21 protein-coding genes and 1 other annotated feature are annotated in these 20,339 nt (G+C 42.4%); of the genes, 12 read left to right on the top strand and 9 right to left on the bottom strand.

Translation table 11 applies throughout. The features are described from left to right. Positions 1–30 precede the first annotated feature (30 nt). Positions 31–453 (top strand): Hsp20/alpha crystallin family protein, encoded by a 423-nt coding sequence (locus FC83_RS04570; protein ID WP_035453253.1) that lies wholly within the window; start codon positions 31–33, stop codon positions 451–453. 328 nt (positions 454–781) lie between these two features. Here the strand turns inward: FC83_RS04570 and FC83_RS04565 are convergent, their stop codons facing one another. Continuing rightward, entirely contained in the window at positions 782–1,660 is an 879-nt protein-coding gene (locus FC83_RS04565; RefSeq protein WP_057002450.1) for a polyphosphate kinase 2 family protein, read from the bottom strand. A 164-nt stretch (positions 1,661–1,824) separates the two neighbouring features. Here FC83_RS04565 and FC83_RS04560 point away from each other — a divergent pair, with 164 nt between their 5' ends. Continuing rightward, positions 1,825–3,105, top strand: coding sequence for an SLAP domain-containing protein (locus tag FC83_RS04560; protein ID WP_057002449.1), 1,281 nt, complete (start codon positions 1,825–1,827; stop codon positions 3,103–3,105). Positions 3,106–3,121: 16 nt separating this feature from the next. Continuing rightward, positions 3,122–3,757 (top strand): SDR family oxidoreductase, encoded by a 636-nt coding sequence (locus FC83_RS04555; protein WP_035453257.1) that lies wholly within the window; start codon positions 3,122–3,124, stop codon positions 3,755–3,757. A 33-nt stretch (positions 3,758–3,790) separates the two neighbouring features. Here FC83_RS04555 and FC83_RS04550 read toward each other — a convergent pair whose 3' ends face one another. The 5 genes from FC83_RS04550 to FC83_RS04530 all read right to left on the bottom strand — a co-directional run bounded on the left by FC83_RS04550 (position 3,791) and on the right by FC83_RS04530 (position 8,593). After that, complete coding sequence (locus tag FC83_RS04550) at positions 3,791–5,368, bottom strand: putative polysaccharide biosynthesis protein (RefSeq protein WP_057002448.1); 1,578 nt, start codon at positions 5,366–5,368, stop codon at positions 3,791–3,793. A gap of 180 nt (positions 5,369–5,548) precedes the next feature. After that, the gene (locus tag FC83_RS04545; RefSeq protein ID WP_035453259.1) at positions 5,549–6,286 is read right to left on the bottom strand and encodes an amino acid ABC transporter ATP-binding protein; all 738 of its coding nucleotides are present in this window, start codon (positions 6,284–6,286) and stop codon (positions 5,549–5,551) included. Continuing rightward, complete coding sequence (locus tag FC83_RS04540; protein ID WP_035453260.1) at positions 6,283–6,984, bottom strand: amino acid ABC transporter permease; 702 nt, start codon at positions 6,982–6,984, stop codon at positions 6,283–6,285. Before FC83_RS04540 ends, FC83_RS04545 begins: the two co-directional genes overlap by 4 nt. An 81-nt stretch (positions 6,985–7,065) precedes the next feature. Beyond that, complete coding sequence (locus FC83_RS04535; protein WP_035453262.1) at positions 7,066–7,878, bottom strand: transporter substrate-binding domain-containing protein; 813 nt, start codon at positions 7,876–7,878, stop codon at positions 7,066–7,068. A gap of 151 nt (positions 7,879–8,029) precedes the next feature. Next, the gene (locus FC83_RS04530; protein ID WP_035453265.1) at positions 8,030–8,593 is read right to left on the bottom strand and encodes an ECF transporter S component; all 564 of its coding nucleotides are present in this window, start codon (positions 8,591–8,593) and stop codon (positions 8,030–8,032) included. A gap of 183 nt (positions 8,594–8,776) precedes the next feature. Here FC83_RS04530 and FC83_RS04525 point away from each other — a divergent pair, with 183 nt between their 5' ends. Together FC83_RS04525 and FC83_RS04520 are read left to right on the top strand one after the other, a co-directional pair. Next, a complete protein-coding gene (locus FC83_RS04525; protein ID WP_035453548.1) occupies positions 8,777–10,459 on the top strand; it encodes a glycerol-3-phosphate dehydrogenase/oxidase in 1,683 nt (560 codons plus the stop codon). A 111-nt stretch (positions 10,460–10,570) separates the two neighbouring features. Further along, positions 10,571–10,828, top strand: coding sequence for a hypothetical protein (locus tag FC83_RS04520; protein ID WP_035453550.1), 258 nt, complete (start codon positions 10,571–10,573; stop codon positions 10,826–10,828). Between the two features lie 46 nt (positions 10,829–10,874). On the opposite strand, the gene FC83_RS04515 is transcribed toward FC83_RS04520, so the two are convergent. After that, positions 10,875–12,239, bottom strand: coding sequence for a DUF2252 domain-containing protein (locus FC83_RS04515; protein WP_035453552.1), 1,365 nt, complete (start codon positions 12,237–12,239; stop codon positions 10,875–10,877). Between the two features lie 195 nt (positions 12,240–12,434). Between FC83_RS04515 and FC83_RS04510 the strand changes: the two genes are divergently transcribed. Continuing rightward, entirely contained in the window at positions 12,435–12,914 is a 480-nt protein-coding gene (locus FC83_RS04510; RefSeq protein WP_035453554.1) for a low molecular weight protein-tyrosine-phosphatase, read from the top strand. A 50-nt stretch (positions 12,915–12,964) separates the two neighbouring features. On the opposite strand, the gene FC83_RS04505 is transcribed toward FC83_RS04510, so the two are convergent. Next, complete coding sequence (locus FC83_RS04505; RefSeq protein WP_035453556.1) at positions 12,965–13,405, bottom strand: MerR family transcriptional regulator; 441 nt, start codon at positions 13,403–13,405, stop codon at positions 12,965–12,967. Between the two features lie 149 nt (positions 13,406–13,554). On the opposite strand from FC83_RS04505, the gene FC83_RS04500 reads away from it, so the two are divergent. Continuing rightward, entirely contained in the window at positions 13,555–15,018 is a 1,464-nt protein-coding gene (locus tag FC83_RS04500; RefSeq protein WP_035453558.1) for an MDR family MFS transporter, read from the top strand. Continuing rightward, complete coding sequence (locus FC83_RS04495) at positions 15,018–15,749, top strand: DUF4811 domain-containing protein (RefSeq protein ID WP_035453560.1); 732 nt, start codon at positions 15,018–15,020, stop codon at positions 15,747–15,749. Before FC83_RS04500 ends, FC83_RS04495 begins: the two co-directional genes overlap by 1 nt. 54 nt (positions 15,750–15,803) lie before the next feature. Here FC83_RS04495 and nrdI read toward each other — a convergent pair whose 3' ends face one another. Further along, the gene (nrdI, locus tag FC83_RS04490; protein WP_035453636.1) at positions 15,804–16,250 is read right to left on the bottom strand and encodes a class Ib ribonucleoside-diphosphate reductase assembly flavoprotein NrdI; all 447 of its coding nucleotides are present in this window, start codon (positions 16,248–16,250) and stop codon (positions 15,804–15,806) included. A gap of 194 nt (positions 16,251–16,444) precedes the next feature. Then, positions 16,445–16,690, top strand: a binding site (T-box leader). 78 nt (positions 16,691–16,768) lie between these two features. On the opposite strand from nrdI, the gene FC83_RS04485 reads away from it, so the two are divergent. The 4 genes from FC83_RS04485 (at position 16,769) to FC83_RS04470 (ending at position 20,310) form a co-directional block, all read left to right on the top strand. Then, positions 16,769–17,767 carry a ketopantoate reductase family protein gene (locus FC83_RS04485; protein ID WP_035453564.1) on the top strand — a complete coding sequence of 333 codons (999 nt, stop codon included), beginning with the start codon at positions 16,769–16,771 and terminating at the stop codon, positions 17,765–17,767. 127 nt (positions 17,768–17,894) lie between these two features. Further along, positions 17,895–18,305 carry an iron-sulfur cluster biosynthesis family protein gene (locus tag FC83_RS04480; protein ID WP_035453567.1) on the top strand — a complete coding sequence of 137 codons (411 nt, stop codon included), beginning with the start codon at positions 17,895–17,897 and terminating at the stop codon, positions 18,303–18,305. Between the two features lie 230 nt (positions 18,306–18,535). Then, positions 18,536–19,384, top strand: a complete 849-nt coding sequence (locus FC83_RS04475; RefSeq protein WP_035453569.1) for a hypothetical protein — start codon at positions 18,536–18,538, stop codon at positions 19,382–19,384. Further along, positions 19,381–20,310 (top strand): magnesium transporter CorA family protein, encoded by a 930-nt coding sequence (locus FC83_RS04470; RefSeq protein ID WP_057002447.1) that lies wholly within the window; start codon positions 19,381–19,383, stop codon positions 20,308–20,310. Before FC83_RS04475 ends, FC83_RS04470 begins: the two co-directional genes overlap by 4 nt. The last annotated feature ends 29 nt before the right edge of the window (positions 20,311–20,339 follow it).

Raw genomic sequence — 20,339 nt, 5'->3', positions numbered from 1 at the left:
GAAAGTATCAAAGGAAGAGGAGTGGATTTCATGGCTAACAATAATTTACCAAATCGGCCCAATGGATTTTTTGATGACTTTTTTGGCGATGGTTTTTTTGCACCAGATCGGCGGGGTGGCCGTTTCCCAAGAATTATGAAAACGGATATCTCCCAGACTGATAAAGATTACACTTTAAAAGTTGATTTACCAGGCTTTGACAAGAAAAATATCCATTTGAATTATGATAATGGTATTTTGACAGTTTCAGCACAGCGCGATGAATTTAATGATCATGAAAATCAAGCCGGTGAGTTACTCATGCAAGAACGGACCACTGGTCGGGTCAGCCGCTCATATCGCGTACCTAATGTGGCCGTGGATCAAGTCAAGGCTGCTTATGATAATGGCATTTTAACAGTTACTTTGCCAAAACAAAGTGGCGGCAATAACAATGAGATTACAATTGATTAGATAATTAAAAAAATCCTTGCAGCACCGGCTTTAATCTGGTGTTGCAAGGATTTTTGTTGTTAAAAGAAAGACCCAACAAGCAGTGAGATCAATCATAAACCGTTCACAAGTCAGGACATTAGCCATATGCTCAGGCAATGACACTAAAATCAGTAATACAAAAATACAGACAATAGGAAATTTAAAAATACAAACATACTTTCAAATAATCACAACTGTATTATTTATAAAGCTTGCTGGGTCAGTGTGGAATCCGCGAACGTTCGACTTATAGATTCCAACCTAAATATAGCAATTTTATTGGCAAACATCAAGCAAAGGGTTTGCATTAATCCCCATTGTTAAGCTGGGTCAAGGCATCGAATAAAGCATTTTTTTGTTCCGCTGTGACTTCTGGATAAGCCAGTGGCAACGAGCGTAGGCGTTGGTTGATGATGTTTGAGACCACTAAGCGGGAGTACCATTTGTCATCTGAAGGAATCACGTACCAGGGGTTATAGCGTGTCGCTGTCGCATTGATTGCTTTTTCATAGGCCGTTTGGTATTGGTTCCAATATTGGCGTTCGGCAATATCTGATTCGGAAAACTTCCAGTTTTTGTCCGGAATATTGATCCGTGCTTCGAAGCGCTTCTTTTGTTCTGCTTTTGAAATGTGTAAGAAAAACTTCATAATAATAAAGCCATTTCGGGTTAGATATTTCTCGAATTGGCGCATATCTTCATAACGTCCAGCAAAGAATTTTTCTGTCACATCCCCAACCTTTTTAATCAAAGGCAGCTTAGCCGGTAATAATATCTCCGGGTGGACCCTAGAAATTAAAACATCTTCATAATAGGAGCGATTAAATACGCCAATTTCACCACGGGCTGGCAGATTACGGTTGATACGCCATAAATAATCATGGGCTAAGTCTTCACTAGTGGGCTGTTTGAAGTTGGCAACTTTAAAGCCGGTGGGGTTGACCCCAGACATAATATGGGCGATCATACTATCTTTACCGGCAGCATCCATGGCTTGGAAGATAATCAAGATGCCATAATTACGCTGCGCGTATAATTTTTTTTGATATTTTGATAATTTCTTAATGTTTTCAGCGATCTTTGCCTTGATCACATCTTTTTGATCGGCATAAACTGTTGGAATTGCCGTGGGTGCATTTTTGATGTCAAAGGTATTGCTGGTGTATTGATATGGTTTGATATCCATCTTAAAACCTCCTGTTCTTTTGATGATTATAGTCTATTTCAGGTATTTGTTGAAATCTTTAGATTTTGTTAAAAATTTCGTAAATTTGATTTTTATCTGATGTTTCGGCTTATGATTGTGAGTAATACATTATGTCGTCGCAAATTTCACAGGAGGATATTGCTTTGAAACGTTCAAACTTATTGAAAATTATGACTTTTACCACCGTGGCACTGAGCGGTGTGGTTTTGGCGGGGCAACAGACGACTGCTGTTCAGGCTGATGGTGTGGGGACCGTCGTGAATCCAGCTGGGGACGCGCCAGTTTATATTTACGATGCGCCTAATGGCAATGTGATTTCTGGTCGGACCTTGCCTAATGGGTCTAGTTGGCAAATTGGGGCCGTCCAAACAGTCAGTGGCCGTGGCACTTGGTATGAAATTGGTTCAAATGTTTGGATCAATGATTATGCCTTTAAGGCCACAGGCGCCAGTGGTTCAACCACGACACCGACAACACCTACCACGCCGACAACTACGACGCAAGCTGGTGTTGGAACCATCGTGAATCCACAAGGCAATGCGCCGGTTTATGCGTACGATGGGCCTGCCGGCAATGTAATTGCTGGGCAAACTTATCCCAATGGCAGCCGCTGGCAATATGGACAGGTTCAAACAGTATCTGGACAAGGTACTTATTATGAAATTGGACCCAATATTTGGGTCAACGATTATGTATTTAAAGTTGATAGCAACTCAGGTACTGGTACGATTACGACACCAGGGCAGGGCAGCACAACAACACCAACTCAAAATAAAATTGCGACGACCACCGAAAAAACACCGGTTTTTGATGCCCCTGCTGGGGAATTGACTGGTCAGTTATTAGGGGAAAACACCCAATGGGTCTATACCAGTACCCAAAGCGCTAATGGGGCGACTTGGCTTGAAGTAGGCACCAATCAATGGATTAATGCCAGCCAAACTAACGTTGCGACTGGTGGCAGCACAACTGGCGATAGCAGTACGGGGACTGAACAAACGGCTAGTGGGCATGTGACAATCAGTGCCACTGGGGCCAATTTACGGGATGCGCCTAATGGCAATATCTTGCGTTGGTTAGACGCCGGGACCACTTGGCAAGTGACTGGCGCTAAAACTGTTGGTGGTAGCTTATGGTATCAATTAGGTGGTAATCAATGGGTCAGTTCGACCACCATCGCCTATGACGATTCCACCAACGTCAGTGTTTCCCAAGGCAGTGGTAATCAGATCTTACATTTGACGTCAGCAGCCCAACTATATAGTGCCCCAGTGCCTGCTGGGGGCGGTTTGATTGGTCAAAGTTTACAAGCCAATACAGATTGGAAAGTGAATGATTTAAAAACGTATAATGGTCAGGCCTGGGCTTTAGTTGGCAGCAATCAATGGGTCTCTGTCGCTAACGGTCAGCTGATCAACGCTTAGTAGGAGGTTTATTTTAATGAAAGTATTTATCATTGGTGCCCATGGCAAAGTGGCCCAGTTATTAATCCCAAAATTAGTTCAGTCAGGGCATACGGTTTACGGCGGGATTCATAATACCGCCCAAACTGCGGCTATTGAACAGTTAGGAGCTACGCCGGTGAGCTTTGATCTATTAGGGCCGGTCACTAAAATGGCACAGACCTTGCAGGGCATGGATGCGGTTGTATTCAGTGCCGGTGCTGGTGGCGGCAGTTATGATCGGACCTTGTTGATTGACTTGGATGGGGCAGTAAAATCCATGGAGGCCGCTAAAATGGCTGGGGTTAAGCGTTATGTCATGGTTAGTTCTGCAGCCAGTAATCACCGACAAACTTGGGGTGATGTGATTCGACCTTATATGGCCGCTAAGTTTTATGCAGACCGGGCCTTGGTCCAATCCGGCTTAGCCTACACCATCGTGCGCCCAGGGATGTTGACCAATGACCCAGAGACCGGGTTGTATCAGTTGGGCATTGGCGACAAAGGGTCCAAGCAGATCACCCGCGGCGATGTAGCGCAGTTTATTAATGGGGTATTGGCAAAACCAGCCACCAGTTATCAAGCTTATGATATCGTCAATGGATCTAACCAGTTATCTGAAATTTTAAACTAAAAAAATCCTCCAAATGGGGGATTTTTTAATTTTTTAAGATTTTTCAGGAAACAGGCGCTGCAATAGCCCAAATTTGGAACTAATGAGCCAATAATAAGCCAAAGCCACCAGACTGAAGCTGGCTGTAAACAATAACGCACTTAGTTTGGTGTCGCTAAAATTAAATAATTGGAAGCCAAAGTACAACAAGACGACGCCCACCAGGTAGAACCCGTTAACTTTTAAAATCAAACGAATATCGGCAAAATTTGCATGATAACTGTATCGGCTAAGCAAATAATAAATACCTAGTATTGCGGGGACGCCAAAGGCGATGGCCGTGGCATAAAGGGCACCATAGTCTTTGAAATAACGAACGCAGGGGTATTGTAAGAGGACTTTGAGCACCAAGGCCATACCCACTAGATAGACGGCTAACCGATGCTTACCTAGGGATTGCAATAAGGCGAGGGCATCCACAAATAGGGATAAGACAAAACTCATGGCGATGGCCACACCCATCAAACTACCCCCGCGGCTGTCAAAACCAAAGAAGATGGTATTGACTTGGCCCGCCAATAACGTCAAAGTCACCACCACAGGCGTTAAAATAATCAATAACAAGCGAAAATTATCTTCAATAATCGTGGCCTCTTGTTGATGATCACCCTGGGCCCCGGCTAAAATAGGTAAGGAAGTTTCAGAAATTGCCAGGGCCAAGGAGATGATAACGGTGGTAATTTTGCCAGGGTTGGCGGAAAACTGAGTAAACATATTTTGAATGGCGGTGCCATTTAAATTGGTGGTCGCGGTTAGAATTTGTTTAAAGGTAAACTGGTCTAACAGTTGGTTGAGCATAATCGCAGAACCCACAAAGATAAAGGGCAATGATTCTTGAAACAGGGTTTTAAAAATATGTAGGGTACTGTTTGGCGTCAGGGGTTGGCTTGTTTGTTGTAGTTGGGTATAGAGCGGTGCTTGGCGCTGATAGTGGCCATAAAGATAAACTAAACTGGCGATGGCCCCAATAAAGGCCGCAAAAGTACTTAAGGCAATGACGGCGGTCAACGAGAGGTCTAAAATTTGGTAGCCAATATAAGTGGCTAACAGAATAAAGATCACCCGGGCCAATTGTTCGATAAACTGGGAGACCCCAAAGGGCTTCATATCTTGAAAGCCTTGAAACCAGCCGCGAATGACACTCATCACTGGTAAAATAATTAAGGCTGGGACCAATGCTCGAATGATCACTGTAGCGGCGGCTTTATCCACAATTGGTGAATTTGCAGCGATAATTGGCGCACTGCCAAAGAACAACAACCCACAGACTACGCCTGACAAGGTCATGAAAATTAGCGCATGCTTGAATATTTTGCGGCTATCAAAGAAGCGGTGCTGGGCATTATAAATGGCAATTTTGCGAGAAATCGCTGAAGGGAACCCTGATGTTCCCAACAATAAGAACAAACTGTAAGGCACATAAGCCGTGTTAAATAAAGCCTGGGCCGTAAATTGGTTAGCTTTGGAGCCCAGCATTATCAGCCAAGGAATGATATAAATAACCCCTAATACCCGGGAAAAGATACTGCCAAAGGACATCCAAATGGTGCCGGTTAAGATTTTACGTTTCATAAAAGTACCTCAATTGCGAAATATTGAACGATTGGTCTTAAAAAGGACAAAACCGATAGTTATAACTTTATCCTATTCTTGAAGGGCATTCAATTAGAAATTTAGAGCTAGCTTAAAAATAAACCTAAAACAAGTGCAAAAAGCCCCCAGCCTGGACTAGTTAAGGCTGGGGGCATAATGTTATTTCAGTGAAATAGCATTTAAAAATTCTTGAACTCGGGCAGAAGGATGCTCAAAGAATGTCTTTGAAGGACCATCATAAATAGCCTCACCGGCTTCAAAAAAAACGATACGATCGGCTACAAGCTCTGCAAACTCCATGTTATGGGTCACCACAATCATGGACTGCTTGTTTTGAGCCAGGTCTTTTAAAACCCGGAGCACTTGGGCTTCTAATTCTGGATCAAGGGCACTGGTGGGTTCATCCAATAAGAGATACTCCGGATTCATTGCTAGGGCACGACAGATGGAGATGCGTTGTTGTTGGCCACCGGATAATTGATTGGGATAACGTTGACCAGTATCTGGCAGTCCGACTAAAGCCAAGAGTTCCTCAGCGCGTTGATTGGCAGCTGCTTTAGATTGTTTTAATACAACCCGAGGCCCTTCGGTGATGTTTTCTAAAACTGTCAGATGGGGGAAGAGGTTCCAATTTTGAAAAACCATCCCCGATTTTCGACGCACAGCAAAGCGCAGTTTATTGCTGATAGGTTGGCTAAAGTCAACGGTCAAGTCGTCAAAATGTAATTGACCCATTTCCGGTTTTTCTAAAAGATTGATTGCCCGCAGCAAGGTGGACTTACCAGAACCAGAAGGGCCGATGATGACCGTCGTTTCATGTTCTGGAAAAGTTAAGGAAACATCCTTTAAAGCATGGTGATCCGCATATTTTTTGTCAATATGTTCTAACTTAATCAATTCATGCCACCTTCTTTGGCAATATATTTGGAAGTGCGTTTTTCTAAACGGTGCTGTAGGTAAGTTAATACACTACAGAAAATGGCATAAATCGCCGCCACAATGGTATACATCAAAAGGGGTTGATAGTTCTTTGCGGTGATTTGTTGGCTCACCGTAAACATTTCTAGAATAGTGATCGAGCTAGCCAAGGAAGTATCTTTGACTAACCCAATAAATGAGTTTGATAATGGTGGGATTGCAATTCGCATGGCTTGAGGGAAGACAATGCGGGCCAAAACTTGTGGTGTTTTCATTCCTAAAGTGTAAGCTGCTTCCCATTGGTCTTGGGGCACGGATGAAATTGCCCCGCGAATCGTTTCAGACGCATAGGCTCCGGTATTCAAGGAGAAGGTGATGATTGCCGCCAGAAATGCTGGAAACTGGATTCCCAAATTGGGTAGGCCAAAGAAAATAATAAATAATTGGACCAATAACGGGGTCGACCGGAATAACCAGACATAAAAACCAAAGATGGCCTGTAAAATACCCCAACCCAGTTTTGCAACAGCTTGTTCTGGTTTAGGAATAAGTTTGACTACTGCCGTAATGGTGGCCAATATCAATCCAAAAGCAAATGAAATCAAGGCTAAAGGAATCGTATACATAAAGCCAGCCTTGAATAGTTCAGGTAAAGAACTGGTAATTGTCTGCAACAAATTAAAAACCTCCTAAAATAAAAGGTTGGCATTATCAAAGCCAACCTTAAGGAATATTCAGCCGGTTTTGCCGGTTAATTGCTAGTTCTTGGTAATATCTTCACCAAAGTACTTTTGGGACAATTTTGTTAACGTGCCATCAGCCCGTAAAGACTTCAAAGCTTGATTGACTTTCTTTTGCAGGGCTGGTGATTGTTTATTGAACATCGCGGAAATTTTAGCAGCTGGTACTTTATCCGTAGGGATCAGTTGATATTTTAAGTCTTTGGCGCCATTTTCTTTAATATAAGCCAAGTAAGCTTCTCTGGAATTAATAGTGCCTTCAACCCGGCCTTGGCGCACCAAAGCTAAAGAATTTTCAAAGGCGTTTGAAGGTGTAACTTCAGCACCAAACTTTTCAGCAGTATCGGCATTATTGGTACCTGTGCCTTCAGCTAACTTTTTACCTTTCACGTCGTTGATCGACTTAATGCTAGTATTATCTTTTTTAGTGATCAACACGCTTCTTGAGTAGATATAAGAAGTAGAGAAGATGTATTGTTTTTGGCGTTCAGGGGTGACGGTAATATTATTTAAAACCATATCAAATTTTTTACTGCCCAATCCGGCGATCAAAGAATCCCATTGCGTGGGTACAAATTCGGCTTTAACATTCAATTTTTTAGCAACGGCTTTGCCTAAATCAACTTCTAAACCAGTCAGCTTGCCATTTTCCCGATAAGAGTAAGGGGCAAACGTACCTTCTAAACCAATGGTTAATTTATTTTTATTTTTTAGTTCAGAAGTGTAATCCGAACTTTTTGTGGTTTTTTGAGCATTGCCACAGGCGCTTAATGCGCCGACGAGTCCCACGGATAGTGCTAACAAACTAACAACTTTTAGTAATTTTTTCATTATATTATTCACCCTTAATATTTTGACTTGACACCTACGCACAGTAGTAAACGATAGCATTTTACTAACTTATTGTCAACGCAGTGACCTAGGTCAAAATGCATAAAAAAATACCTTATCCTAAACACGAATAAGGTACACTTAGCGTATTTTAATGAAGGTTTGTGGTCATGCCCGTGCGCTTTAAAACCGGTCGTAGCGCTAAATAAATAACCGGTAAGGCAATGACCATCAATAAGCCGGTGATCACATCAGCTGGAAAGCTCACCAATGCCTGTTGTAAAGCTCGGGGAACGGTCAAACCAAAGTCCACCAAACCCTCGGTCACATATCGGAAGTAACCAGTCACGCCTTTGGTGACGCCAGCAAAGAGCGCAATAATAATAATGGCTGTGACGCTATTCAGGTGTGAGACGGCCTTAGCAATCAAGTAAACAACGGTCACTAAGACGATCACTTCTAGTACTGTGAGGTAGGCGTGATTGGCATAGCCTTGGGTTAAATCAAATAACCCAAGACCAATGACACCGGCTAAACAGCCGTAACGCCAGCCTAATAAAAGGCCGCCTAACGCCACAAAGGTAAACCCTAAGTCCACGAAAGGGTGGCCCACAGGTGCTGGGATCCTAAATTGAAATAGTGCAAAAATATAACATAATGCGGCAAATAATGCGGTTTGAATCAAACGGCGTAAATTGCCTTGATTCTCTGTCAAATAAAACACCCCCAAAGTAATGTATTAATTATAAAATCATTAGAGAAATAATACAATACTTTCTAAAAATTAATTTTTATAAAAAATATTTTTTATATGGGCAGCGGATTAATTGTTTTTTTGCCGGGAACTGATACGATATAAGTAGTAATCGTTTTCTTAATGTGGATTGGAGGCTTTGCAATGACAAAATTAAATCACAAGACGCGGCGGGCCGATTTAGCCCAAATGCAAGCAGACCCGCTGGATGTGTTGGTTATCGGCGGTGGTATCACTGGTGCCGGCATTAGTTTAGACGCCCAGACACGGGGGTTAAAGACAGGCTTAATTGAAATGCAAGACTTTGCTGCTGGGACATCCAGCCGCTCCACCAAGCTGGTTCACGGTGGTTTACGCTATTTAAAGCAACTGGCGGTGCATGAAGTGGCTGAGGTTGGTTCTGAGCGGGCAATTGTTTATGAAAATGCGCCTCATGTGACGACACCGGTATGGATGATGTTGCCCTTTTATAAAAATGGGACTTTTGGCAAAGCCACCACTGCTTTAGGATTAGATGTTTACGATCATTTGGCGCAGGTTAAAAAGAATGAACGCAAATTTATGTTAAATGCCAATCAAGCCTTGATCCGTGAACCCTACTTGAAAGCTAAGGGCTTACTCGGGGCTGGTGTATACGTAGAGTACCGTACCGACGATGCTCGTTTGGTAATTGAAGTCATCAAAAAAGCTCACGCTAAGGGCGCACTTGTAGCCAATTATGTAAAAGCTACCGAGCTGACTTATAATGTGGCCGGACAAGTGGATGGTGTGGTATTTGTGGATCAAATCACCGGTGATTCTGGGGTGATCCATGCTAGAAGAGTCATTAATGCGGCGGGACCTTGGGTGGATACCATTCGCAAGCTGGATGGCTCTGATGCTGGTAAACACTTGCATTTAACCAAGGGGGTCCATTTAGTTGTAGACAGTGCCAAGTTTCCTTTGCATAATGCTGTGTTCTTCGATACCCCTTTTAAGGATAAGCGCATGATGTTTGCTATTCCTCGGGCTGGAAAAACGTATTTTGGCACGACAGATACCACTTGGACCAAGGATCCTAAAGAACCCACGATTGATGCCCGTGATGTGACTTATATTTTGGACGCAGTCAACGGCATGTTTGACATTACGCCGCTGACCTTTGATGATGTGGAATCCGCTTGGGCCGGCGTGCGGCCATTGATTCAAGAAGCTGGTAAATCACCTTCAGAAATTTCTCGAAAAGATGAAATATTTCACTCTGAATCTGGTCTTTATTCCATTGCTGGGGGTAAGCTGACCGGTTATCGCAAAATGGCTGAAAAAATTATGGATAAGGTTGCTAAAGATATTGCCACCGCTGATTCAAGTTATCGCTATCAGCCCACACAAACCAAACACTTACCCCTTGCTGGTGGAGATCCGCTAGGCAGTGATGGCTTTAAAGTCTATGCTTATAGTGCCATCGGTCGTGGTGTTGCTGCTGGGCTGACTAAAGCACAAGCTAAGGTAGTTGTGGCCCATTATGGCACGAATGCGGACGCAGTTTTTGATTTTGTGAAGCAAGCCGCCAGCGCCGATACCACCTTATCGCCACTGGATTATGGGCAGCTGCATTATGGTTTAGAAAATGAATTAGTTTTGCGACCAATTGACTTTTTACTGCGGCGCAGTGGCGAATTATTGTTTGATTATGCCCATATGCAAGCCATTACGCCAGCGGTCATTGCTGAGATGCGGCGTTACTTTAATTGGTCTGAAGCGACAACACTAGCCATGACATCAGAAGTGAGCGCCCAAGTCAAATTGCGCCAAAACTTCAAGGATAAAATAAATGACGTTATTTAACAAAATCAGTCAAAACACCAGTCCTGTAAGGGATTTAGTCAGCGACCTATTAAACTTTTGGACAACCTCTTATAATTAGATTAAACAATTATTTAAGTGGAGGTAATCACTATGAAATGTCCAAAATGCGGTACTTTGAATCTCAGCAATCAGCATTGTCTCAGCTGTCGGTTTGATCTGGTTCAATGGCATACGGCTTTGAACTTGGATGATATCGCCTATCGTATTCAGCAAGTTCGTTATACGTCCCGAGTGGACATTTCAGAACCTGCGCCGTGCGGGGGGCTGGCTGAACAGCCAATTGGATTGCCCACAAAGCAAAGAAGACCGCTCTTCCGGGCCGTTAAGGACTTTATCACAAGTTTTTAAAATAGCAAAGAGACACCACCAGTTTTTCGCTGACGATGTCTCTTTTTTAACCCTGGGCTTTGCCAAACTCGTTTTGGAAGACGGCATAATCTGCTGAAACCTGTTGCACGTAGCTTTTGGCCCATGTGGCAATGGCTTCATCGAAGGCTTTGCCAGCAGCCACGTAGCCTAAAATAGCTGCACTTCTAGGACTTTGACTATGGGCATTGGCGAGGATCAAGGCACAAGTTTTCACATAGGTCTTAAACTGCTGCCAGTTTAATTTCGTTAAATCAATTGATTCTTTCATATCCCGAAATTGGCGGACATAAAAGCTTTTGTTTTGAGTTTGGAAGTAACCCAAAAAGGGATCTGAAGCCGACTGCAATATTTTTTGACAGTCAATGATGCGCTGACCCTGGGAGGCTTCTAGTTCTAAGGTTAAACTGGCATGGTTGGTGGCCCGTAATTTACGGGCCGGGAGGGCTTCTTTGACTTGTAAGACCAAGTGACTGCCATCAATATTGGTCAAGAGAATCAAGTAACATAGCGTGCCAAAACTCCCAACCCCTACGCTATGACGAATCACATCCGTAAAGTGGTAAGAAGATAACAATAAAGCCACATCTGGGCGGACAGTAGCCCGGTATTGGGCAAATTGTTTAGTCAATTGCTTGATCACGGCATTTTTAGGTCGAACCGATTTAGGGGCATTTTCCTTGAAGAATGTCCGGCCCATTTTATCTGTTTCGGTGAATTTTGCTACCACCTGTTCAGAGTTATGTTCTTGGGCTTTGGCAATGATTTTTTGTAATAATTCCCGGTTATCATCGTCATCTACGACGGTTATCAATTGATTGATACTGTGTTTGGGATAATAGCGATCTAACGCTGAAATTTCGAAAACATTTTGCAAACCTTTGCGGTATTCTTTGCTGGTTTTCAGTAACAGTTTGGCCAACTTATCAGCATCAAAGCCGTTATTTTCGCCGGCTAATAGAATACTGACCAGTAGGCGCTTTAAATCCCACTCCCAAAAATTAATACCGGCTTCGTCGAAATCATTTAAATCAAATAACAATTGGCGTTCAGGAGAGGCAAAAAAGCCGAAATTACCAATGTGCGCATCCCCACAGATGATTGCGGGTAAACCAGTGTTGGTCCCATGGACTAAGTCATAATCCATCAATTCAACACTGCCCCGGAAAAATGCGAATTTACTGGCCAACATGCGTTGATTTCGCAGGGGAATTAATTCAGGAATCAACATTTCCCGAACCCGGCCCATAATTCTTAAACTATCCCGGTTTTTAAATTGATAGCTGGCTAGTTGATCATAGGGGACGAACTTCGCCTGTTGTTGGCCATCTTCTTTGAGTTCTGCGATGGTTTGTTGAACTTGAACACGTGCTAAATTATAGCCTTTTCTCATAAGATTCTCGCTTCACTTTGTTTTTAAAGCCTAGTATACAAAACATTAGGTTAGGTCACAAATCTATTGCATTAGAGTTAGCTGAGGAACATGGTAAAAAATTAATTTCAAAGCTGTTTACTTTTTCACGTATCGTGTTATTATTACACGATGATAAGTGTCGCAAAGGCGACACAACATGCAAAGGAGATCAAAATGACACGCGTATTATTTGTTTGTTTAGGTAATATTTGTCGTTCCCCAATGGCTGAAAAAATGTTCCAACAGATGTTGCAGCAAGCGCATTTAGCGGACGTGATTCAAGTGGATTCGGTGGCTACCTCCAACTTTGAGGCCGGCAATACCATGCACTTGGGTGCCGTTAAGGAACTCAAGGCACATAATGTGCCTTGCAAGACGCACATTTCACGTAAAATTAAAGCAGCTGATTTTAAAGCAGCTGATTATATTATTGGTATGGATTTTCAAAATATAAGCACGTTGGAACGCTTGGCGCCTGATGACGTTACGAAGCGAAAAATCCATCTTGCCGCTGAAGTGTTACCAGATAATCGTACCTTTGAAATTGCAGATCCTTGGTACACCAATGATTTCAAACGAACTTATCAAGAATTAGCCGATATTTTGCCCAAATGGCTGGCGCGGATCCGCGAAGATTTAACAGTCGAAGTTTAAAACAACACTAAAAGAACCATAGCTGGTGAATTAACCAAGTTATGGTTTTTTTATGCATCTAAAGCAGTTGGGCGAATGACGATTTTTGCATTGCCATGATCCATGATGCCGTATATTTTTTGATCAGGATGTTCTTCAGGACTACCCAAGTCAATGGCTGGCAGGCCGTCAATCTCAGTAAGACGTTTAAACCGTTGCTGAACAAATTGTTTGAGTAAATGGGCATTTTGGGTATACTGAATGACTTTTTTCGAAGCTGCCTGTAACGTATAGCCCTCATCTAAAAAGTATTTTATGCCAATGATCTTAATTAAAGTGCGAAAACTATATTGTCGGCTTTCGCCGGTTTGTTTTGGGAGTGATTTGATATAGCCCCGCTTTTCCCAATAGCGGAGTTGGCGGGTGGAAACGTTGGTCATTTTACTGGCCTCACTAATGCCAAAGATGAAGTTTTCATCGTTAAACATTGAAAAATGGAGTACTTCGTTCATAAGATTAGGTCCCTTCGGATGGCTACCAATTATTATAATTAAATTACGACTAATGTCAACTAGGGTAATTTAGTTGTCAATCTGGTTGACAATGGTTTCTGAAAGGATTATAGTAATCAACAGACTTTTTGAAAAGAAGGGCAAAATTCATGGCAAATACACAAGTAACCGACGCCAATGGCAAACCATACAATCGTATGTTGTTATTGATCACTGTTATTGTTGGGACTTTTACCACAGTGTTGACCCAAACACTGTTGGCAACCGCATACCCAACCTTAATGAAAGCATTCGATATCTCCACTTCTACGGTTCAATGGTTAACTACTGGTTTTTTATTGGTCAATGGGATCATGATTCCAGTCAGCGCTTATTTGATCAATCGTTTTAACTCTAAGTATCTCTATATCTTTGCTATCTCGGTATTTTTTATCGGGACTTGGCTATGTTATGTGGCACCATCATTTTCTATTTTGTTGATCGGCCGGTTAGTCGAAGCAATTGGTGTGGGGATGTCCATGCCTTTAATGCAGACGATTTCTTTATCGATTTTCCCCCCAGAGCGCCGTGGTGCCGCCATGGGGATGGCGGGTTTAGCTATTGGTTTAGCGCCGGCTATCGGTCCAACGTTATCAGGGTGGGTCATTGACAACTATACTTGGCGGACATTGTTTGGCATGATTTTGCCAATTGCCGGTTTAGTGATTGTGGCCTCATTCTTTACGTTGAAAAAAGTATTGAAAACATCTGATCCATCTTTGGATATTCTTTCAGTTGTATTATCGACTTTAGGGTTCGGGGGCTTATTATATGGCTTCTCTGAAGTTGGGGACAAAGGTTGGGGTAGTCCAATTGTTTTGAGCTTTATTGTGGTCGGTGCGATTTTCATCTTCTTATTTGGGCGCCGCCAGTTGCATTTGGAACATCCTTTCTTGGAATTACGCGTTTTTAAAAATCACACCTTCACAGTTTCAGCAGTTTTGAGTTCCGTGGTCAATATGGCCATGGTCGGTGTTGAAATGGTCTTGCCATTATATATCCAAACGGTCCGGGGCGAAACAGCCTTTCATTCTGGCTTAACGCTATTACCTGGTGCCTTGCTGATTGGGGTCATGAGTCCGATTACGGGACAATTATTTGACCGGCTTGGGGCCAAACGTTTAGGGATCGCCGGCATGGCCCTATTGACCATTGGGACGGCACCTTTTATTTTCTTAACCAAAAATACACCGATGGTCGAAGTTGTTATTTTCTATGCCATTCGGATGTTTGGGATTTCCATGGTCATGATGCCGACTACAACAGCTGGGATGAACGCTTTGTCCTATGATTTAATCAGTCATGGCACGGCTGTTAATAATACGGTACGGCAAGTGGCCAGCTCAGTGGGAACTGCGATTTTAATCAGTGTCCTCTCAAATACCACTACTAATGCCATGCCAGGCAAACACTTGTTAAAGACTTTGCCATTGCAATATAAGAACAATGCCATGAGCGCCGTCTTAGGTGGTTATCGGGCGGCATTCTTAGTGGCTGTCTTATTTTGTGCCGTTGGCCTAGTGGTCAGTTTCTTGTTGAAAGACAAACACACAACTGAGGAGGTTCATAACTAATGCTTCTTTTTCTATTATTAATAGGCATTTTAGCCTTTGCAATCGTTATGATCGGTATGCCCCGTAGTGTGGCTAAATATATGTTGATCTGTCTGTCTTTGGTCGTGAGCTTAGGGTCAATTGTAATGTTTTTGGGCAATGACATTAGTCACTGGGGCATGATTGAAAACACTGTTGTTGATGATCGGCCATTGGCCCCTGCAGCGACGGTTCAAGGTACAAACGTTTTATTGTATAAGCGTTTAGGCAATGGCAAAGAAAAAATCACTATTTATAAAACCAATGCCAAACAAAAAAAGCCTAAAACAACTAAAGCAGACGTCACCACAACGAATCAATTAACACGCAGTGATACGGTGCAAAATCCTGTTTTGGAACGAACCCGCTACCAATATTCCTATAAGAACAGTTTCTACCGTTTGTTATTTGCTGGGACTAACAGTGATGACCGGTTTATCAAAGAAGCCAATGAGTTTAAGGTTCCTGAAAATTGGGCAGTTTTAAGCACAGATCAAGTGGCAACCTTGCAAAAGCAAGCTAAAACGACCCAAAAACAGGCTAAAGCTAAAGTTGAGCAAGCTGTTGCTGCACAAGTTCAAGCAGCTAAGGCCAAAGATCCCAATATGAGTGCTGAACAACAGCAACAGTTGGTAAAAACCATTGAAGCTGCGGCCAAAAAACAAATGGCACAACAGGTTCAAGCCACATTATTACAAATGTCTTTGAAATAGCATTCAAAAATCCCCACGAGCTGAAGCGCTCGCAGGGATTTTTTTATAAGTCAACTACTTACTGTGATCTTGCAAGGTTTGATAAATTCGCTGCACATCGCTAGGCGTTCCCCGTAATTCATAGTCAGCAATAAAGGGAAAGCCAAATTCTGCCGCGTATTGTTTGGCAGTGAGACAATATTGATTGTTGAAATTTTTATTGCCACTACCGATCACACCTAGGCAAAGTTGGCCATTGGTGCCATATTCCAGATATTCCCGCATGGCATTGGTCATGATTTCTTGGGTACCATTGTCCACCCCGTTGCCACCTTCGAGATAAGTCGGTACGAAACAAAAGAATTTAGCTGTTTCTTGAAAATCTGGGGAGGCGTCACTGATTTCTTTAGCTTGGATCAAAGGTGCAGCAGTATTTCCAGCGTGCTGTTTTTCACCATAGGCCACTAGATTCTGCACAAAAGCGCGGGTATTACCAGAGATTGAAATATATAAAATGTTAATCACGATTCGTCACCTTTTTCTTGGAGTAGGTTAACTATAACAATAATTTCACGGAAAGTTAAGGTGCCCAGCAAAGCCGCAGTCACGGCAGTTGTCTTTTGAAAATGAGAAAAGAAAAGTGCTTTTTTTAACAAAGGTGTTGACGCAAGGGATATTTTGGGTTATTGTAAACAACAAGAATTGCAAATCAATTAATAAATACTGTGAAAAGCAAGAGTAATTATGAGTTTATTTTAAAGCGAGCTTCGTGAGGTGTGAGGAAGTTATTTAACTCAAAATGAAAATCAGCTTCGAGTAGTGTGATGAATTTAGTAAATCACAATGGCAGACGACCATTATCACGTCCGGGTATTCACGACGGGAGTCGCTCGTACTTACAGAGGTCGGTATCGTGAGGTACCGATGAACAAAGGTGGTAATCACGCTGATTCGTCCTTTATGTAGTCCTATTTTGATGGGCTATATAAAGGACTTTTTTATTTGCAATGAGATTTAATATAAAAGGGAGATTGATGAATATGAAATTTACAGTAGTTGGTGCCGGTGCAATGGGATTACGTTATGGGGTATTATTGCAAGCAGCAGGTAATGATGTGGATTTTGTGGATGCTTGGGAACCCCATGTTACTGCGATGCGGGCCAATGGCGGGGTTTATGTGACCCGCGATCATGAAGATCGTCACTTGGTACCCGTAAATGTTTATTATCCAGAGGAATACCACAAGCAAGACCGGGATGTTTTAATCTTCTTTTTAAAGCAAATGCAACTTAGCGATATGTTGAAACGCTGCGCCCATTTCTTTAATGATCAACAATATGTATTGACCTGTATGAATGGGATGGGGCATGTGGATAAATTGTTACAATACTTCAAGCCGCAGCACGTGATTGCAGGTACGGCTTTAGTGGCTACCATCTTAGATGGTCCTGGTGAAGTGGACTTTGTGGGTAAAGTTGGTGCAGGAACTATGAACTTGGCTAATTATACTGAAAAACCCGATGACATGACCCAGCGCGTGGTGGCTGAGTTAACCAAGGGTCATTTTAACCCAACGTTAACGACCAACTTCATGGGGACCTTAATGGCTAAAGTTGTTTTCAATTCAGTTGTGAATACATTATGTACCTTATTTGAGATCACTATGGGTGAATTTGCCGATTATAAAGGTGCAGATGACTTGGCGCGCCAATTAGTGGACGAAGCTTATGATGTGGCCGAACGGATGAACGTGACCATGTTGAATACTCGGCAAGAAGAGATGGATTCCATCAATTACGTCAGTAAAGTTGCTAATCCGTTACATTATCCATCCATGTATCAAGATATGACCCATAATCGTCCAACAGAAGTTGATTATATCAATGGCTACATCGTTAAAATGGGTCAAGCATGTCACTATGAAGCCAAAACCCATGCCTTTTTGACCCATTTGGTACATTTAGCAGAACATACCCGGCAACAAAATGTCACCCAAAGCCCAGCAGTAGATACCGTTGAACAACAGGAATTGGCTTAATCCAGCAAAATATTGAGCGCTGGTCTTGCTTCTTAGCGCCGATTGGCATACAATAAGTTTGTAGATAGATTGTACACAATTTGTTTACAACTGTTGTATCCCAGTTTTGTCAAAAGGAGGCAATATGATGCAAATCAATATTAAAGACACTGCCCAAGCCTATTTAAAAGATAAATTGCCAGCTGAGGCCTACATCTTTTTAGCAACAGATGATGGTTCCAGCAAGTTTTCAAAATTGGGTGGCTCTTGTGCCATTGGCAATAAATTTCAGTTGGTTGTGAGCACGACGGCCGATGCTGACTATCAAACCCCGCTGGTTAATAATGCAGGCTATCGATTGTTTATCTCAGATGGCGAAAAGACCTTTTTAGGCAACGGGTTAAGCTTGGCTTACAAAAACGCTGGCTTAGTCTTAAGTGACGATAGTGGCCTATTGGACGGTGGTGTTACAGTGACTGCCTTGAATCAAGCCGCTGTCGCCAAAGACGATGACCGGCGCCGTGATGAAATGCAAACGCTGGGTCAGAAGATTTGCTAAGGTTCATCAAGCAAATGATAACATTTTAAATTGAATAGCGTTATATGAATAAATGAAATAGGACATTGCTCAAATCAATATTTGAGCAATGCCCTATTTTTGCGCGCTAAGGCGCAATAATGCCCCTGCCAAGGAACTTTATTATACCATTTAAATTAACTGGTATCACAGCGTAGTTTTCATTCAAATGTTATACTGAAAGTAATATTCAGAAAGTAAGAAGGTATTTTATGGACACAAAAGCAAAACATTTACAAAATACGCCGCAAAACCATAAGGGGTTGCTGCGCTTCTTAACCTTACTCTTGGCGATTGCCTTTAGTGGGTGCTTGATTAGTTATACATTAGGTGCGACAGTTTTAAATGAAACTTTCACACAAAACATTGTGGATCAGCCCGAAAATAAAACGGCCATTGCCCAAACTATTCGTAGCGCCATTACCCAAACAGGTGTACAAAATGGGGTGCCAAACCAAGTCGCTGAAGGTCTGTTAGATGATGAGACTGTCAATCGCGTGGTGGATCAAACCGTTATTAACGTTTATCAAGGTAAAGCTGATCCAATTCCCACCAGCCTGATTCAAAGTACCATTAAAACTAAGATCAATAGTTTGCTACCCACGAGTCTGGGTATTTCTTTAGATGGTGTCATCGATGCCCTGAATCAAAATGTGAAGCAGTATTTGGATAGTAATGTGCAGGGGCAAGCTACACAAGTGAGTCAACAAATGGCGATGTTGCAGAAAACGGCCAAGCTGACTACGATCATCACAGCCATTATAAGTATTCTGTTAGCAGTTATTATGTTGATTTTATCCCGGGCCCGCTTATTTGGGCTACAATATATTGGCTGGGGTATTTTGTGGACCGGCGTATTGAACTTGATAGCTTATGGCGTCATCGCGTTAAACGACCAAATGTCCTTAGTGGCGACGTATGGTCGGGATTTGCAAGAAGTGGCGCAAAACTGGGTCAAAGCAGCCAACCATAACTTATTATTAACCAGTTCTGCTGTGGCGTTAGTTGGGGTAATATTAGTCGTTGTTTTTGGCATTTTAAAAAGGCGGGATAAAGTGTGACCACTGGCATTACAACCATAACTTTGGATAATCAGCAAACTTGGACACAAGTCGCTGATTTAAACCCAGTGACGATTGGGGCGTTAACGCAAGATTTTAAATTACCAGCTAAGTTTATTGGTTATATGAACGATAAAAGAGAGCGAGCTCGCTTAGAGTATGATGAGATCACCGGATTTTGGTTATTGATATTTCGAGAAATTTACCCCTTATCTGGTAAACAATATGAAACCTTACCCATGTCTTTTGTATTTAATCAAAAACAACTTATCACGGCTAGCATCAAGCCGGCCCATTATGCGGATCAGGCCATACCAGAACTGACCCAAGAAATTCAAGACCACCGTATCGATACCACATTTGAATTACTGTGTGCTTATATTTTGCGGATGGTGACGGCTTATTTTGATGCGATAGATGCCATTGATGATGCTCGCACTAGTTTAGAGGATATATCCGGCCGACCTACTGATAAAGAAATCACACAGTTGACCAATTTAAGCAAAAGTTTAATTTATATTACAACAGCCACCAATAACAGCTTGATTGCCCTGCGGCAATTGCAATTATCTTCAGATTCTAGACAAGATGTATTGGTTTTGAATGCCAAGGAAAAAGCGCGACTGGGAGATGCCATCGTTGAGGTCAGTCAAGCTTTGCAAATGGCCCAAATTGCCACGGATATTGTGGATCGGGTGGAGAATGCCTACAATAATATGTTGAACAATCGCTTGAATGAAACCATGCGCTTTTTAACGATTTGGTCTATTGTTTTAATGATTCCACCGATTGTCTCGGGATTCTATGGCATGAACGTGAAGTTGCCCTTAGCTGATGGACCTTTTGCCTGGATTTTGACAATTATTTGGAGTTTGTTAGCCATTGGCCTGTTGATCTGGCGTTTTTATCGCAATAGCGACTTATAAAAAATAGACCTGCCTACTTTGTGTGTAGA

Source organism: Agrilactobacillus composti DSM 18527 = JCM 14202, assembly GCF_001436375.1.
GTDB classification, from domain to species: Bacteria; Bacillota; Bacilli; order Lactobacillales; family Lactobacillaceae; genus Agrilactobacillus; species Agrilactobacillus composti.
Note: the sequence above shows the minus strand (reverse complement) of the source record. Positions and strands in the feature narration are given on the sequence as shown.